Annotated in this window: 15 protein-coding genes and 1 tRNA gene; 4 read left to right on the plus strand and 12 right to left on the minus strand. The window is 72.8% G+C overall.

Translation table 11 applies throughout. From position 1 onward, the window contains the following. Positions 1–48: 48 nt before the first annotated feature. The 4 genes from ACT7CP_RS12600 to ACT7CP_RS12615 form a co-directional block, all read right to left on the minus strand. Positions 49–963, minus strand: coding sequence for a carbohydrate ABC transporter permease (locus ACT7CP_RS12600; protein ID WP_445442499.1), 915 nt, complete (start codon positions 961–963; stop codon positions 49–51). Further along, entirely contained in the window at positions 960–1,907 is a 948-nt protein-coding gene (locus tag ACT7CP_RS12605; RefSeq protein WP_445442500.1) for a carbohydrate ABC transporter permease, read from the minus strand. Before ACT7CP_RS12605 ends, ACT7CP_RS12600 begins: the two co-directional genes overlap by 4 nt. A gap of 73 nt (positions 1,908–1,980) precedes the next feature. Continuing rightward, positions 1,981–3,333: an extracellular solute-binding protein gene (locus tag ACT7CP_RS12610; RefSeq protein ID WP_445442501.1), complete on the minus strand. Its 1,353-nt coding sequence runs from the start codon at positions 3,331–3,333 to the stop codon at positions 1,981–1,983. Between the two features lie 98 nt (positions 3,334–3,431). Further along, positions 3,432–4,439 (minus strand): LacI family DNA-binding transcriptional regulator, encoded by a 1,008-nt coding sequence (locus ACT7CP_RS12615; RefSeq protein WP_445442502.1) that lies wholly within the window; start codon positions 4,437–4,439, stop codon positions 3,432–3,434. Positions 4,440–4,557: 118 nt separating this feature from the next. Between ACT7CP_RS12615 and ACT7CP_RS12620 the strand changes: the two genes are divergently transcribed. After that, positions 4,558–4,995, plus strand: a complete 438-nt coding sequence (locus ACT7CP_RS12620) for a pilus assembly protein CpaE (protein WP_413964189.1) — start codon at positions 4,558–4,560, stop codon at positions 4,993–4,995. 16 nt (positions 4,996–5,011) lie between these two features. On the opposite strand, the gene ACT7CP_RS12625 is transcribed toward ACT7CP_RS12620, so the two are convergent. From ACT7CP_RS12625 to galU, 6 genes are all read right to left on the minus strand, one after another. Beyond that, the gene (locus ACT7CP_RS12625; protein ID WP_445442503.1) at positions 5,012–5,407 is read right to left on the minus strand and encodes a DUF3054 domain-containing protein; all 396 of its coding nucleotides are present in this window, start codon (positions 5,405–5,407) and stop codon (positions 5,012–5,014) included. A gap of 9 nt (positions 5,408–5,416) precedes the next feature. Further along, positions 5,417–7,036 carry a DUF7059 domain-containing protein gene (locus tag ACT7CP_RS12630; protein ID WP_445442504.1) on the minus strand — a complete coding sequence of 540 codons (1,620 nt, stop codon included), beginning with the start codon at positions 7,034–7,036 and terminating at the stop codon, positions 5,417–5,419. Between the two features lie 93 nt (positions 7,037–7,129). After that, positions 7,130–7,202, minus strand: a tRNA-Ala gene (locus ACT7CP_RS12635). A 66-nt stretch (positions 7,203–7,268) separates the two neighbouring features. Next, positions 7,269–8,231, minus strand: coding sequence for a hypothetical protein (locus tag ACT7CP_RS12640; protein WP_445442505.1), 963 nt, complete (start codon positions 8,229–8,231; stop codon positions 7,269–7,271). 123 nt (positions 8,232–8,354) lie between these two features. Next, entirely contained in the window at positions 8,355–9,023 is a 669-nt protein-coding gene (locus tag ACT7CP_RS12645; protein ID WP_413964185.1) for a GNAT family N-acetyltransferase, read from the minus strand. 93 nt (positions 9,024–9,116) lie between these two features. After that, positions 9,117–10,013 (minus strand): UTP--glucose-1-phosphate uridylyltransferase GalU, encoded by an 897-nt coding sequence (gene galU, locus ACT7CP_RS12650; RefSeq protein WP_307506565.1) that lies wholly within the window; start codon positions 10,011–10,013, stop codon positions 9,117–9,119. A gap of 40 nt (positions 10,014–10,053) precedes the next feature. Between galU and ACT7CP_RS12655 the strand changes: the two genes are divergently transcribed. From ACT7CP_RS12655 to mscL, 3 genes are read left to right on the plus strand one after another with little or no spacing between them, the layout of a single operon-like run. Then, positions 10,054–10,629: a 5-formyltetrahydrofolate cyclo-ligase gene (locus tag ACT7CP_RS12655; protein ID WP_307506563.1), complete on the plus strand. Its 576-nt coding sequence runs from the start codon at positions 10,054–10,056 to the stop codon at positions 10,627–10,629. A gap of 6 nt (positions 10,630–10,635) precedes the next feature. Continuing rightward, a complete protein-coding gene (locus ACT7CP_RS12660) occupies positions 10,636–11,064 on the plus strand; it encodes an FmdB family zinc ribbon protein (RefSeq protein ID WP_413964184.1) in 429 nt (142 codons plus the stop codon). A 28-nt stretch (positions 11,065–11,092) separates the two neighbouring features. After that, positions 11,093–11,575, plus strand: a complete 483-nt coding sequence (gene mscL / locus ACT7CP_RS12665; protein ID WP_413964183.1) for a large conductance mechanosensitive channel protein MscL — start codon at positions 11,093–11,095, stop codon at positions 11,573–11,575. Between the two features lie 50 nt (positions 11,576–11,625). Here the strand turns inward: mscL and ACT7CP_RS12670 are convergent, their stop codons facing one another. Both ACT7CP_RS12670 and ACT7CP_RS12675 read right to left on the minus strand, forming a co-directional pair. Continuing rightward, entirely contained in the window at positions 11,626–11,925 is a 300-nt protein-coding gene (locus ACT7CP_RS12670; protein ID WP_445442506.1) for a hypothetical protein, read from the minus strand. Beyond that, positions 11,925–15,650: an AAA family ATPase gene (locus ACT7CP_RS12675; protein WP_445442507.1), complete on the minus strand. Its 3,726-nt coding sequence runs from the start codon at positions 15,648–15,650 to the stop codon at positions 11,925–11,927. Before ACT7CP_RS12675 ends, ACT7CP_RS12670 begins: the two co-directional genes overlap by 1 nt. Between the last annotated feature and the right edge of the window lie 238 nt (positions 15,651–15,888).

The raw sequence follows: 15,888 nt of genomic DNA on the forward strand, positions 1-15,888 counted from the left end.
CCCGGGCGGGGTGGGTGGATCGGTCGGTGGCGGGCGCGGGGCGGGCGATCACTGCCCGCCGAACCCGGTGGTCGAGATGCCCTTGATGATCTGGCGCTGGAAGAAGAGGAACACGATGATCAGCGGCAGCGCGGCGAGCACGGCGGAGGCCATGTTCTGCGCGTACTGGATCCCGTAGGCGCTCTTCACGGTCTGCAGGCCGACGGGCAGCGTCATGAGCGAGGCGTCGTTGGTCGCGATGAAGGGCCAGAGGAAGTTGTTCCAGGCGCCGATGAACACGAAGATCGACACCGCGGAGAGGATGGGCCGCGACAGCGGCAGCACGATCTGCAGGAACACCCGCACCCGGTTCGCCCCGTCGACGCGCGCGGCGTCCTCGAGCTCGATGGGGATCTGGTCGAAGAACTTCTTCAGGATGAAGACCATGGCCGGCTGCACGATCTGCGGCAGGATCACGGCCCAGAGGGTGTCGATGAGGTCGAACGACAGCATCTGGTAGAAGAGCGGGACGATGAGGATCTGCGGCGGGATGATGATCGACGCGATGATCGCCCCCATCAGCAGCTTCTTCCCGCGGAAGTCGATGCGGCTGAGCGCGTAGCCGGCCAGCGCCGAGAACACGATCGAGACGACCGTGATCACGATGCTGGTGATGAGGCTGTTCCACGTCCACAACGGGATGCTGCCGCCGTTGAGCACGCTGGCGTAGGCGTCGAGGGTGAAGCCCCCCGCGGGGAAGATGGTCACGGGGGACGCCGCCGCGTCCGTCTCGGACTTGAACGACGTGAGCACCGCCCAGAGGAACGGCAGGAGCCAGACGGCGGACATGACGACGAGGACGATGAGGGCGACGACCTTCGCCAGGTCGAAGCGCGGCTTCTCCGTGCGGCCCTCGCGGGCGATGGCGGCGCTGCGGCTCCTGGGCTGGGCGCCGACGGGTGCCGGACGGGTGGCGGTGGTCATGACTTCCTCCGGGACGTCGCGGTGAACTGGATGACCGAGATCACGACGATCAGGGCGAAGAAGATGTACGAGATCGCGGCCGAGTAGCCGAGGCGGAACCCGGTGAAGCCGGTCTCGAAGACGTACTGCACGATGGGCCGGGTCGCCCCTCCCGGGCCGCCCGCGGTCATCTGGTAGATCTGGTCGAACACCTTGAGCGACGCGAGCACCTGCAGGATCGCGAGGAGGCCGGTGGTCGGCCCGAGCTGCGGGATCGTGATGGAGAAGAGCTGACGCCACTTGCCCGCGCCGTCGAGGGCGGCGGCCTCGTACTGCTGGTCGGGGATGTTCTGCAGCGCCGCCAGGTAGATGAGGAAGTTGAAGCCGACCGTCCACCACACCGTGGTGACGACGACGCTGGCCATCGCGACGTTCGCGTCCTGCAGCCAGGCGGGCTGCGGCAGCCCGAGCCCCCCGGCGATGGCGTTGATCACGCCGAGCTGGGGGTTGTACATCCACAGCCAGAACAGCGAGACGACCGTGGACGCCAGCAGGTACGGCAGGAAGAACGACAGCCGCCACAGCCACTGGCCGGGGAGCCCGAGGTTCACGAGGAGCGCCATCACGAGGCCGACGACGAGGAGCGGGACCGTGCTCGCGATCGTGAACACCACGGTGTTGCCGAGCGAGCGCCACATCTGCGCGTCGCCGAACGCCTCCGCGTAGTTGTCGAAGCCGATGATCTGCCCGTTCGCCCCCGTGAGGCTCTGGCCGGTGAGGCTCTGGAAGAACCCGTAGAGCACCGGCCAGACGAGGAAGAGCAGGAAGGTGATCACGAACGGGGCGATGAACAGGATCCCCTGCATCTGCTCCTTGGCGCGGACCCTCGGCGGGGCCGGTTGCGGGCTCGCGCCCGCGGTCTTCGCCGCGGGAGCGACGGGGGTGGGTGGTGCTGCCGTTGTCACGAATGGACTCCTTCGTCGTATCGCTGGATGAGCTCGTGCGGATCCGGCCGGGCCGGAGGGGGTCGGGCGGTGATCAGGCCGTGGGGTTGGGCTTGGCGAGCAGGGCGTCGATCTGGCGCACGAACGCGTCGATGCCCTCGCCCGCGTCCTGCCGCCCGAGGAAGACGTTCTGCACGTTCTCGGCGAAGAACGACTGGAAGTCCGAACCGGAGCCGGTGAAGTAGGCCACGGGGTCGTAGTTGATCTGCGTAGCCGCGTTCGCGTAGTGCGCCTGGGGCAGCAGGTCCGCGTAGTCGGGGCTGTCGATGATGGGCTTGTACGCGGGGATGTGGCCGGCGCCCGCCCACTGCAGCGAGTTCTTCAGCATGTCCGCGACGAACTCGTACGTCTTCCGGCGCTTGACCGGGTCCGGCGAGTTCTGGTGCGGGAGGACGAACGCGTGCGAGTCCGCGTAGGTGGCCGCCGTGCCGAAGAGGTTCGGGATCGGCATGGCGTCGAAGGGCAGCTCCGCGGTCTGGAACGTGGGCAGCTCCCACACGCCCGTGAAGATGGCCCCGCTCTTGGCGCCCGCGAACTCCGCGATGGCGTTGCCGGCGTCCCCGCTCGGCGTGGCGATGGTGCCGTCGAGCAGCGACTGGATGAACTCGAGCGAGGCGACTGCCTTGTCCCGGTCGTAGACGACCTGGCCGCCCGTGGGCAGCTCCATGTCGCCGCCCATCTGCTTGTAGAACGTGTAGAACGCGCGCCACATCTGGGCGCCGTCCCCCAGGTAGCCGAAGCTCAGCCCGTGGACGCCCGTCACCGCCTGCATCTTCCGCATGACGTCGAGGAACCCGTCCGGCGAGTCGATGGGCACCATCTGGCCGTCGTCGCCGAGGACTCCCGCCTCGCCCGCGATGTCCGTGTTGTACATCATGATGAACGGGTGGCTGTCGAGGGCGACGGAGTACAGCTGGCCCTCGAACACCCCCTTCTCCCACACCCGGGGCTCGAAGTCGCCCTCGCGGATGCCGAGCTCCGCGAGCTCGTCGAGGTCCCACGGGTCGAGGAGGCCGCCGGGCGCGAAGCCGGGCACGCGCGCGGCGTGCATGACGGCCAGCTCCGGTGCGCGCCCGCCGACCGACGCCATGGCGAGCTTCGTGTAGTACGGCGCCCCCCAGGCGAGCACCGTCTGCTCGACCGCGAATCCATCGCCCGCCTCGTTGGCCTCCTGGACCATCGCGGCCATCCGGATGCCGTCACCGCCGGAGAGCAGGTGCCAGTACTTCAAGTCGACGATGCCGCCGGCGGACGCGACCCGGGGCGCGCAGCCCGAGAGCCCTCCCGCGAGGAACACGCCGCCGAGGGCGGCCGCGCCGCCCATGAGCAGTTGACGCCGGGACCAGGCCGAGGGTCGTCCCCCGGTGTACTTCTCGTTCGAATCCATCGATCACCCCTTCGTGATCCCCGAATCATTACATCGTTGTAATGCGCAGCGCAACCTTTCGCGATCACGATCTGGCCGGAGTGGCCAAGGGAGCGCTCTCAGGCGGGGACCGGGCCGCGCGTGCTGCCGCGGACGACGATGCGGTGCGGGATCACGAGCTGCACGGCCGGGCCCTCGCGCTCCTCGATCCGGCGCACGAGCTGGCCCACGGCCGCCTCCGCGTAGGCGCGGATGTCGAAGTGGACGGTGGTGAGGGTGGGGATCGAGAACCGGGACTGGTCGACGTCGTCGAAGCCCGCGACCTGCACGTCCTCGGGCACGCGCGCGCCGTGGTCGGCGAGGGCGCGCAGGACGCCGAACGCGAGGCCGTCGGTGAAGCAGAACAGCGCGTCGGGCAGCGGGTTGCCGTCGGCGAGCCAGGCCTCCACGGCCTCCGCCCCGGACGCGCTCGTCCAACCCGTGCGGTCGATCTCGATCGGCGCCTCGCCCGCCTCCTCCATCGCGCGCCGGTAGCCGATCCGCCGGAGGTCGCCCGCGGCGGACTCCTCGCGCGTGGCGGTGCCCACCGCGGCGATGCGCCGGGCGCCCGTGGCGAGGAGGAACCGCGTCATGTCGGAGGCCGCCGCCACGCTGTCGACGCCCACGCGGTCCGCGATCTCCTGCTCGACCTCGCCGATGACCACGACGGGCGGCAGCGACTCGGCGCGCACGATGGCGCTCTTCGACAGGAGCACGGGGTTGAGGATCAGGCCGTCGACGAGGTGCTCGCGCGCCCGCGACATGAGGTCGCGCTCGCGGTCGGGGCGCGAGCCCGTCTCCTCGATCTGGATGCTGTAGCCGGCCTCGTGCGCGACCTCCACCAGGTGGTGGGCGAGCTCCGCGGAGTACGCCGTGCCGAGGTCCGGGAGGGCCACGGCGATCACGCCGGTGCGCCCGTTGCGGAGGCCGCGGGCGCTGAGGTTGGGCACGTAGTCGAGCTCGGCGACGGCCTCCTCCACGCGCTCCCGGGTGGCGGGGCTCACGGCCACCCGGCCGGTGATCACGTTGGACACGGTCTTCGGGGAGACGCCGGCGCGCGCCGCGACGTCCTTGACTGTCGCGCGCATGGTCCTCCCCGGGCCGGCCGACCGCGGGATGCGCCGCGGGCGGTGTCCCCGAATCTAACGCACCCGGATTCCCTCAGCTGCGGAGCCGATGCCCGGGAGCGCCGGGCATACTGCACGGATGATCTCCACCGCGCACGCCACGACCCTCCTGGAGCTCGGCCTCGAGTGGAGCCCCGAGCCCGGCGACCGGTTCCGGATCCGCGGCCAGGGCTTCGAGTCCGACGTCTTCACCATCAGCGAGCTCACCATCGAGGCGCACGAGCACGCCACGGGCACGGTGCTCGGCTTCAACGGCACGACCGAGTGGGCGCTCGACTCCGTCGCGCTCGAGGACAGCCTGTGGCTGCCGCGCGAGGACCAGCTGCGGGCGCTGCTCGGCGGCGCGTTCCGGTCGCTCCGCCGCGAGATCGGCGGCGCGGAGGACGGCGCGCACGTGGTGCTCGTCGTGATCGACGGCGAGGAGGTCGAGCACCGCGACCTCGAGGCCGAGGAGGCCTACGCCAAGGCGCTCATCGCGGTCATGGAGGCGGCGGACTCCGCGTCGCCGGCCGCCTAGGGCGGTCTCGCCGGACTCAGGGCCGCGCGCGCCGGCGGACCACGAGGGCTGAGATCGCGCGCCAGCCGAGCAGCAGGACGCCCAGGATGATCGCCGTCGTGATGACGAACGGCACCACCACGCCCTCGCCCGTGAGCGCGCGGAGGACGACACCGACGACGACCGTCACGGCCCAGACCACGAGCCCCGTGGGGACGACGCGGGAGGGGCTCCGCCAGGCCCGGGCGACGATCCAGCCCACGAGGCCTCCGGCGAGGAACGGCCACGCGGTGCCGAGGACGCCCGACGGCGCGAGGTCCTCGCCGTGGCTCGCCCGGCCCACGAGGGCGAAGACGACGATGAGCGCGGCGTCGAGCACGACGGCGCGGACGATCTCGGGACGGGCGGCGGGGCGGGATGAGCGGCGGGTCACCCCGCGATCCTAGGCGTCGCGGGCTGGGCGGTCGGCGAGCGTCCCGCCGTCGGCGACGGCCGGCAGCAGGAGGAAGCCGTCGGCGACGAGCGTCCGGATGCGCGGCAGCAGCTCGCCGCGCAGCGCGCCGGCGTCCACCGAGGTGAGCTGCGCGACCGCGTCGACGATGGCGCCGACCGCCAGCTCCCCGTCGCACGCGCCGACGAGCGCGGCGAGCCCCGTGTCGAGCGGCACCTCGCGGCCGAAGCCCGCGCCCTGGCGCAGCGTCATGACCGTGGGGTCCTCGGCGCCCGGCCAGTAGTGCCGCTCCTCGGTGACGTCGCTCGCGACCACGAGCGCGAGTCCAGCGAGCGCGCGGTCGTCGATCCCGGCCAGCGCGTCGTGCGCGGCGAGCGAGGCCCGGAGGTGGTCCCCGAGGCCGGTCGGGTTGTGGCCGAGGCCGCCGTGCAGCCGCTCGAGGCGACGCAGGGTCGGCGCGCCCGCGGCCGGACGGCGGAGCGTGAGGTAGCCGAACCCGACGCCGTCGACGCCGCGCGCGGCGAAGTCGTCGAGCCAGGCGTCGACGAGCACCTCGGACTCCGGGGTGCCCGCGCGGGTGCCGCCGTCGCGGATCCACGTCTCGGCGTACAGCGCGGCGTCCTGCACCTCGCGCTCGACGATCCAGGCGTCGAGGCCGGATCCGGTGCGACGCGCGGCCGCGTCGAGCCAGCCCGCGACACGCTCCAGGCCGGGCTCCCCCGCGCGGTGCTCCCAGTTGCCGAGGAGCTGCGCGACGCCGCCGGGCGTGAGGTGGTCGACGAGGTCCGCCACCACGCCCTCGACGAGCGCGTCGCCCACGAGGCCGGCGTCGCGGTACTCGTACGCCGGCACGCCCTCGGCGCGCGGGGTGATGACGAACGGCGGGTTCGAGACGATGTGGTCGAACCGCTCCCCCGCCACCGGCTCGAAGAGGCTGCCGAGGCGGAGCTCGATCGTCGTCACCCCGTTGAGCGCGGCGTTGAGCGCCGCGAAGGCGAGGGCGCGGGCGGAGATGTCGGTCGCGACCACGCGGTCCGCGTGCCGGGATGCGTGCAGCGCCTGGATCCCGCAGCCCGTCCCGAGGTCGAGCGCGGACGCGACGGGTGCGGAGATCATGAGGCCGCTGAGCGTGGCGGACGCGCCGCCGACGCCGAGCACGTGGTCCTCGTCCAGCGCGCCGCCGGTGGCGAGCTCGCCGAGGTCGGACGCGATCCACCACTCGCCCACGCCGTGGGCGTCGATGAAGCCGTAGGGGCGGAGGTCGACCGCCGGGCGCACCCGGTCGCCGTCGACCTCGACCAGCCCCAGGCGGGCGGCGCCGTCGAGGCCGAGGGCGGGCAGCGCGCGGCGGAGGTCGTCCGCGTCCACCGGGTCGCCGAGCACGAACAGGGCGGCGAGCGCGGCGGGCGCCGGCAGGCCGTCGACGGTGCGCGCGGCGGCGACGGCGCGACGGGCGGGGATCCGGTTCCCGCGGTGCAGGGCCTGCCCGGCCGCGTCGCCCCACACGTCGAGCGCGGAGGCGAGGGAGAAGGGCGCCGCCTCGAGGTCGGCCCGGAGCGCCTGCACCTCCGGGCTCGCGATGGTCACGGGCGGGATCGCGGGGCGGGGCACTGACCGATCTTAACCGGGGGCGCCGCGCCCCGACGGCGGCGTCGCGCGCAGGCGCCGGGGGAAAGCAAAAACCCCGCCGGAGCGGGGTTCTTGTGGACCTAAGGAGATTCGAACTCCTGACCTCCTCGATGCGAACGAGGCGCGCTACCAACTGCGCCATAGGCCCTGACAACTCCACGAGACTACCACGTCGCGGGGAGCCTTCCGGACCGCGTGGCCCGGAGGAGCATCGCTAGCCGACAGCCCGGCGGCGGCGCAGCACCTCGTCGAGGTCGCCCATGCCGGGCTCGGCGTCGTCGACGATGCCCATGCGGGAGAAGCGGCTGGCGGGCGACGTGCGGGCGGCGGGAGCGGCCGGGGCGACGGCCGCGGGCGCGGCCTCCTCCTCGGCGGACAGGCGCGCGACCTCGGGCTCGAGGTGGGCGCGGCGCAGGGTCTCCTCGGACGCGGCGGCGGCGCGGCGCATCTCCTCGACGGGCGACAGCGGCGTGCGGGGCGCGCTGCCGGCGCCGGGACGCGGGCCGGGCGCCTGCGAGCGCGAGAGGTAGAGCGGCTTCGGCACGGGCACGGGGGTCCAGGACTCGCCCTCCTCGCGCTCGGCGACCGTCTCGGCGACGGGTGCGGCCGTCTCGTGGAAGTCGGTGAAGCCGGTGCGGGGGCGCGGGCGCGCCTCGGGGGCCTGGAGGCGGCGCGCGGCGGCGATCTGGGACATGCGCTGCAGGGCCGCGAGCGAGCCCATGGTGGCGAGGGAGGAGATCACGAGCAGCGTCCAGGCGCCGGACGCCGTGACCTGCGCGAGGCCGGCGATCACGCCGACGAGGGCGAGCGCCAGGACGACGGTGGCGGTGAGCCGGCTGCGGCGGAGGCGCGTGGCGGCGGAGGGCGACGTTGCGGACACGGGGGCCACTTTCGGTAGGGCGCGCTGGGCGGCGGCGTCCCGCGCTCGCGCGGCGGCTTCGGCTTCTTCGGCGGCCCGGCGGAGGGCGCGCTGCTGCTCGACCACGCTGCGGGCGCTGGTCTCCGCCCGCACGGCGTCGGGGACCTCGGCCGTCTCGGCAAGGATCCGCAGGGTCTGCTGGAGGCGCACGGCATTGCGCTCGGTCGCCATGTACTGGCGCCGGTGCAGCCACGTGGGCAGGAGGTAGGCGAGCCAGAGCACCGCGGAGAGCGCGATGATGATGCCGCCGGATTGCATGATCCCGAGGCTAGGAGGTCCGGCGGGTGCGGCGCGGGAAGCGCGCCGCGTGTCCACGGTCGGACCGGCGCATCCGCAGGTCGGAACGCGTCGGCGGGTGCCGCGGGTGACCCCGGGCCGGCGTCAGATCCGGCGCTGCACAGCGAGGGGCGCGGCGGCCGCCTCGATGTCGGCGTCGGGGACGCGCGACCACTCGGGATCCACGCCGCCCTCCTTCCAGCGCGCGAGCACGCTGGTGGAGAGCTCCTCGACGACGAGGCCGAAGCAGAAGTGGTCGCGCCAGTCGCCGTTGATGTGGATGTACCGTCGGCGCAGCCCCTCGTACCGGAAGCCGAGCTTCTGCACGACGCGGAGGCTGGGTGCGTTCTCCGGGCGGATGCAGATCTCCATCCGGTGGAGCCCGAGGGTGGTGAAGCAGTGGTCGGTCGCGAGCGCGACGGCCGTGGGTGTCACGTTCCGGCCGGCGAACTCCTGGCCGACCCAGTAGCCGATGGTGGCGCTCGAGAGCGAGCCGTAGGCGATGGACGACACGTTGAGCTGCCCGGCGAACTCGTCGTCGTACTCGATCACGAGCGGCACGCCGAGGCCGGCGCGCGCGTTGGCCTGGAGCGACCGGATGCTCGCCCGGGTGTCGAAGGCCATCGGCGCATAGGGGCTCGTGGCCTCCCACTTCCGCAGCCAGGAGCGGTTGTCGAGGAGGGAGCGCTCGAGGGCCCGCGAGTCGCGGAGCCGGATGGGGCGGACGGAGATGCGCCCGTCCCGCATGGTGGGTACGGTCTGCGGCACGTCCATGAGCCTAGGCCCGCCCGGACGCGACGACGCGACCCCGCGACGTCCCCGCGCGGAGCGGCTCGTCGGGAGCCGTCCGCGCGCCGGGGACCGGGATCAGCGCTCGAGCGTCTTGACGAACTCGGGCAGCCACTCGCGCAGGCCCTCGCCGAGGTCCTCGTGGTCGACGCCGAGCTGGACGATGGCCTTCAGGTAGTCGAGCCGGTCGCCTGTGTCGTAGCGACGGCCGCGGAAGACGACGCCGTAGACGCCGCCGGTCCACTCGGGTGCGGCGGCCATCTTCTCGAGCGCGTCGGTGAGCTGGATCTCGCCGCCCTTGCCGGGCTCCGTCTTGTGCAGCACGTCGAAGACCTCGGGGCGCAGCACGTAGCGGCCGATGATGGCGAGGTTGGAGGGCGCGGTGCCGGCGGCCGGCTTCTCGACCATGCCGGTGATGCGCACGACGTCGTCGTCGTCCGTCTCCTCGACCGTGGCCACGCCGTAGAGGTGCGTCTGCGAGGGGTCGACCTCGAGGAGCGCGACGACCGAGCAGTTGCGCTGCTGCTGGACCTCGATCATGCGGGAGAGGAGCACGTCGCGCTTGTCGATGATGTCGTCGCCGAGGAGCACGGCGAACGGCTCGCGGCCCACGTGCATCTCGGCGCGGAGCACCGCGTGGCCGAGGCCCTTGGGGTCGCCCTGGCGGACGTAGTGCATGTCGGCGAGGTCGGTGGACTCGTTGACCTTGCGGAGCTTCGCGGCGTCGCCCTTGAGCTGGAGGGTGGCCTCGAGCTCGGCGTTGCGGTCGAAGTGGTTCTCGAGGGCCGTCTTGTTGCGGCCCGTGATCATGAGGACGTCGTGGAGGCCCGCCCCGACGGCCTCCTCCACCACGTACTGGATGGCCGGGCGGTCGACGACCGGCAGCATCTCCTTCGGCATCGCCTTCGTCGCGGGCAGGAATCGTGTTCCGAGTCCCGCTGCGGGGATGACGGCCTTCGTGATGTGGGTGACCATGCGATCGAGCGTAGCGGGCGAACATACCTAGACTCGACCCATGCCGAGCGAAGTCGGGAACGAGAAGAGGGCCCTGCGCGCCCAGCTGCGGGAGCGTCGTCGCCAGATGACCTCGACGGAGCGCGACGAGGCGGCCCACGGCCTCACCAGCCGCCTGACGGAGCTCGTCGCCAACCACGACGCCCGCCGCGTGGCCTGCTACCTCTCCACGGTGGACGAGCCGACCACGCGCCCGTTCCTGCAGTGGCTGCACGCGGACGGCCGCCAGGTGCTGCTGCCGGTGTCGCGCAACGACGGCCTGCTCGACTGGGTCGTGAGCGACGGCACCGAGACCGAGGGCCTGTTCGGCCTGCCGGAGCCGGTGGGCGAGCTGCTCGGGCCCATCGCGATCAACGACGTCGACCTCATCGTCGTCCCCGCCGCGGCGGTCGACCAGGGCGGCATGCGCATGGGCTGGGGTCGCGGCTACTTCGACAAGACCCTCGGCTCGATGGAGGCCTGCCCCCCGGTCTACGCTGTGGTGTTCGACGCCGAGTTCGTCGACGAGCTCCCGCGGGAGAAGCACGACATGCCGGTCGACGGCATCGTGACCCCCACCCTCATCCACTCCTTCTAGGGACCCATGCCCACGTACTCCTACCGCTGCACGGTGTGCGGCAACGCCTTCGACATCGTCCAGGCGTTCACCGACGACTCCCTCACCGAGTGCCCCGTCTGCGGCGGCAAGCTCCGCAAGCTCTTCGCCGCCGTCGGCGTGAGCTTCACCGGCAGCGGCTTCTACCGCAACGACTCGCGCACCGAGGACGCGGCCAAGCGGTCGCGCTCGTCGTCCGGCTCGTCCTCGGCGAAGGCGTCCGGCTCGTCGGAGTCCTCGTCGTCGGGGTCCTCCGAATCCTCGTCGTCCTCGGGATCGTCCGACTCGTCCGGGTCCTCGGGGTCGTCCGGGTCCTCGGGCTCCGGCACGGTCGGCCAGGGCTCCGGTACCGTGACGCCGAGCACCCCCTCCGGTCCGGCGTCCTCCGGCTCGGGATCGTCCTCGCCGTCCACCTGATCGGGCGGCCCGTCCGACAGGAGCACCCGTGAAGGGCTTCAAGGAGTTCATCCTCCGCGGCAACGTCATCGACCTCGCGGTCGCGGTCGTCATCGGCGCGGCGTTCACCGCGATCGTGACGTCGATCGTCACGTCCGTGTTCAACCCGCTGATCGGGGCGCTGTTCGACGCCTCGACGCTCGCGAAGGCCCTGCCCGTCACGATCCCCACGGCGTCGGGTGGCGAAGCCACGATCTTCTTCGGGGCCGTGATCGCCGCGATCATCAACTTCCTGATCGTCGCCGCGGTCGTCTACTTCGCGCTCGTGCTGCCGGTGAACCACCTCAAGAAGGTCGCGTTCGCCAAGCAGAAGGCCGAGGAGGAGGCGACGCCGAAGGACGTGCCGCCGACGGAGACCGAGCTGCTCATCGAGATCCGCGACCTGCTCGCCGGGCGGCCGTCGCCCGAGGGAGCGCACGGCATCCCGTCGTCGTCCGGTCAGCACGTGGCCGAGCCCGGGAAGCCCGCCTAGCGCGCCGGACGCATCACCCGCACGACCCGACCGCCTCCGGCGTCGGCCCCTCAGCCCCAGTGGGGCGGGCGGTCGAGCCGGAGGCGGTCGTCGTTGGCGTCGGATGCGGCGGGGGCGTCGCCCCAGCCCTGCGGGGCGTCCTCGGCGGCGCGGACCGCGGCCTCGTGCGCGTCGGCCTGGGGCGTGGGGTCGGATCCGGGGACGGGCGCGGTGGAGGCGCGCCGCGACCGGCGGGCCGGGCGCCGCTCCCCCGCGGCGGACGCGGCGGGACCGGCGGGACCGGCGGCCGCGGCGGCCGCATCGGCCCCTTCGGCCCCGTCGGCCCCGTCCGCCGCGTCGCGCTCGGGCATCACTCCGCCCGGTGCGCGCCGGCCTGGACCTGCACGGGCGCGGTCACGGGGTGCGCGTCCGAGATCGCGCCGAGGGCCGTGGCGATGCGACGGGCGACGGCGTCCGGATCCGCGAAGAGCTCGAAGGAGTGCACGCGCAGGTAGTGCCAGCCGAGGCGCTTCAGCATCTCCGGGCGGAGGCGCAGCGACTCGCGGAGGCTCGTCTGGTTGACCACCGGATCCGTCTCGATCGCGATGGCACGGCCCCCGTAGGAGGCGACGAGCCCGAGCTTGTCGCGGTGCCCGAGGGCGGGCGCGAGGCCGAGGCCCTCGAGGCGGCGGGCGAGGTCCACCAGCATGGCGTCGCCGTCGTCCGGGATCGGGTCCTCCTTGAAGCGGGCCTCCGCCTCGGAGAGGATCTGGGCGAGCGCGACGATGCCGTGCTTCATCCGGTCCTGGTCGATGTCGGAGGGCTGGAAGCAGGAGACGACCACCATCGAGCGGCGGGCGCGCGTCATCGCGACGGCGAGCAGGCGCTCCCCGCCGGGGGCCGCGAGGGCGCCGAAGTTCGACAGCACGCGGCCGTGCGGGGTGCGGCCGTAGCCGACCGAGAAGATCACGCGGTCGCGGCTCTGCGCGACGCACTGCTCGAGGGTCGCGACCATGAACGGCTCGGCGCGGTCGCCGATGAAGAACTCGGTGACGTCGCTCCGCTTGGCGGCCGCGTGGAGCACGGCCTGCTGCACGCGCACGGCGTGCCGGGCGCTCGCGGTGATGACCATGAGCGACTCGCGCGGGCGGTGGCTCGCGTGGTCGAGGACCAGCTCCACGACGCGGATCACCTCGGCGTCGACGCTCTCGACGGCGCCGGTGTCCTCGTCGGGCATGCCGTGGCCGTCGGCCACGAAGTCGAGCGAGAGGCTGCCGTGGCCGAGGAAGGTGCCCGCCCACGGGAGGGACTGGATCCGGCCGCCGTAGAAGCGGCGGTTGACGAGCTCGGCCAGGTCCTCGCCGCCCGCGCGGTAGCTGCGCGTGAGGGAGAGGGTGGGCAGCAGCTCGCTCAGGCGCGCGAGGGCGGAGTCCGCGTGGCGCTCCTCCAGCGTGGAGTCGTCGTCCGCGAGCTGCGGCGTGGAGCGCTCCGGCTGCGGGACGACCGCGATCGTGAAGGGCGACGGCGTCTGCGTGACCGGGTCGCCGAACACGACGGTCTGCTTGCCGCGGCGGATGCCGCCGAGGGCCTCCGCGAGCGTCATGGCGCCGGCGTCCACGAGGAACACCGCGTCGAACGGCATCTCGTCGGTGATGGTCGGCACCTCGTACGGCGACGCGAGCCAGACCGGCGCGATCGTGCGGGAGAGGTGGGGCGCGGAGTGGTGGAGGGCCGCGGCGTCGACCGGGGCGGATCCGCCGAGCAGCTGGCGCAGGTGGTGCGCCTCCTCGGGCCAGTCGACCACGCCGATCTTCCACGTCTCCGCGAGCTGCCACGCGAGGAGCCCCGCGCTGGCGGTCGCGTGCGCCTCGTCCACGAGGCGGAAGTCCGACTCGAGGCGGTCGAGGACGCTCGTGTTCGCGTTGAGGAGCGCCTTGTCACCCGCGAGCATCTGCTCGAGCACGGACTGCCACCACGCGAGCTCGAGCTCGGCGGCGACGGCCTCCTGCGGCACGTGCCGGTCGGAGAGGTCGTGCAGCAGCGGGTCGAGGTCGAGGCGGCGGAGGTCGGCGAGGAGCGACGTGCGCTCCTGCAGGTTCTGCAGCACCTCGCTGTCCTCCGCGAGCTGGGCGACCTTCTCGCGCAGCTCGTCGACGGGCAGCTCGGCGAGCGGCGTCGGGCGCGTGACCATGCTCAGCGGCTCGTCGAGCACCTTGAGGTCGGCGGCGACCTCCTGGAAGCGCGCGTGGACGTCGGAGATGCCGCGCGGGACCTCGGGGGTCGAGCCGACCGCGACGTAGCGCTGCCACAGGATCCGCTGCTTCTGGATCGCCTTGAGGCTCTCGTGCATGTCGGAGATGTGGACGCCCGGGCGCACGTACTCGCGTGCGAGCTTGCGGAGGCGCCGGCGGGTGATGCTCGTCATCTCCGGAGCGTCGCGGCGGGATCCGGTGGCCGCGATGATCTCGCTGAGCGACCGGTCGAACACGACGGGCTGGAACTTGTCGAGGGTCTCGCGGACGTCGAGGAGGAGGCGGAGGTACACGCCCAGCTCGTCGATGGACCGGTACGCGCGCATCCGCGTCTGGCCGACGAGCTCGTCGGCGCGCTCGAGGAGGCGCGGCAGGCCCTCCGCGGACAGGGACTTCGCGAGGTCGTGCGCGTGGGTCGCGGCGGCGCTCGTGGAGAAGGTGGCGCCGTACCAGGGCGAGTCGCCCGGGCCGTAGCGGAACTCGCCGAGGCTCGCAGCCTTCACGAGGGAGGCCGCGGCGCTCGCGCGGTCGTGCGCGATGGCCGTCACGGCCCCGCGGGTGAGGCGCGCGGTCGTGGCCGGCGGGCTGGGGAGCAGGGCGAGCCGGGAGAGCTCGCCGAGCGCGTCGAGCACGGAGACGCCGAGGTCCTTGTCGGGACGGCCGAGCGCGAAGCGGTAGTCGAGCAGCACGTGGCGGAGGCGGACGAGCGCGTCGTCGACCTCGGCCGTCTGCGCGGGCGCGGCCTTCTCGTTGCGGACGATGGACTGCACCACGTCGCGCTTGAGCGACTTCGGCGCGACCGCGAGGCCCGGGAGACCCACGTCCGCGAGGCGCTGGCCGATGCCCTTGAGCGACGACGCTCGGGGGCTCACCACGAGGACGCGCTTGTTCTGCGCGACCAGGCAGCCGATGGAGTTGACGATGGTCTGCGTGCCGCCGGTGCCCGGCAGCGTCGTCACGACGAGCGAGTTGCCCGCGTTGATCTGCGCGATGACGTACTCCTGCTCGGGATCCGCGTCGAGCAGCAGGGTGTCGGTGACGGGCGGGCGCTGGTCCTGCGGGATCGGGTCGACGGGCGCGTACGCCTCGCCGACGCCCCACCTGGCCGTGGGGTTGCCGGCGATCGCGTCGATGACGAGGTGCTCGAGGTCCGCCGCGTCCTCGGCGAGCGCCTGCCCGACCTCGGCGAATGAGGAGACGACGAGCCGCGGCTGCACGGTGAAGGCGGGCAGGTGGGAGGTGAGGCCGCGCAGGCGGTCGATGACCGGCTGCGGCTTGAAGGCGCCGTTCTGCACGGCGAGGGCGACGAACGAGTCGGCGTCGAGCGTGATCTGGAACTGCTCCTCGAGGGCGCGCGCGAGCGCCGGGTTGAGGAACGGCTGGCCCTTGAGGCGCACCTCGTAGTCGCTGCCGTGGCGGCGGATCGCGAGCGGACGCAGGAGCACCGGCCCGCGGAACTGCTCGTCCGCGAAGCGCCACTCGGCGAGGCCGATGGCCAGGTGGATCGACTCGATCCCCCGGGCGGAGACCAGCTCGATCCCCTTCTGGGTGATGCGGTTCGCCGCCTTGCGGGCGCTGCGGAGCGCCAGCTCGTCGCGGATCAGGGACGACAGCAGCGTCGTCTTGCCCGTGATGAACTGCGCGAGGCCGCCCGGGTGGGTCGTGCTCAGCTCGATGCGCGAGCCCGGGGCGTCGACGAAGTGGAGGAGGGGAGAGGAGCCGCCGATGCCGGCCAGCTGCTCGCGCCACTCGCGCCAGCGGGGCTCGGCCACGTTTCCGCTCCCCAGGTGCACGTCGCCGACCCGGAGGTCGTGGGGGCTGGTGCTGTTGTGGGAAGCATTCACGTGGGGGTCCTCAAGAGGCTCGGCGGCGAACCCGGAGAGCAGGTCGTCGTCGTCGTCGGATCGTTCATTGGCACGCCACACCCGGCAACAGTACGACGCGTCGGGTGGGGAAACCGGCAGGCGACGCCGTGCGGACGCGGATCCGAGGGGTCGGGGGCCCGGCTCGGCGTCCGCGTCGGAGGCCCGGCTCGGCGTCCGCGTCGGGGCACCGACGCGCCTCGGCCCGCCGCGCTCCCCT

Source organism: Clavibacter rahimiani (genome assembly GCF_052654495.1).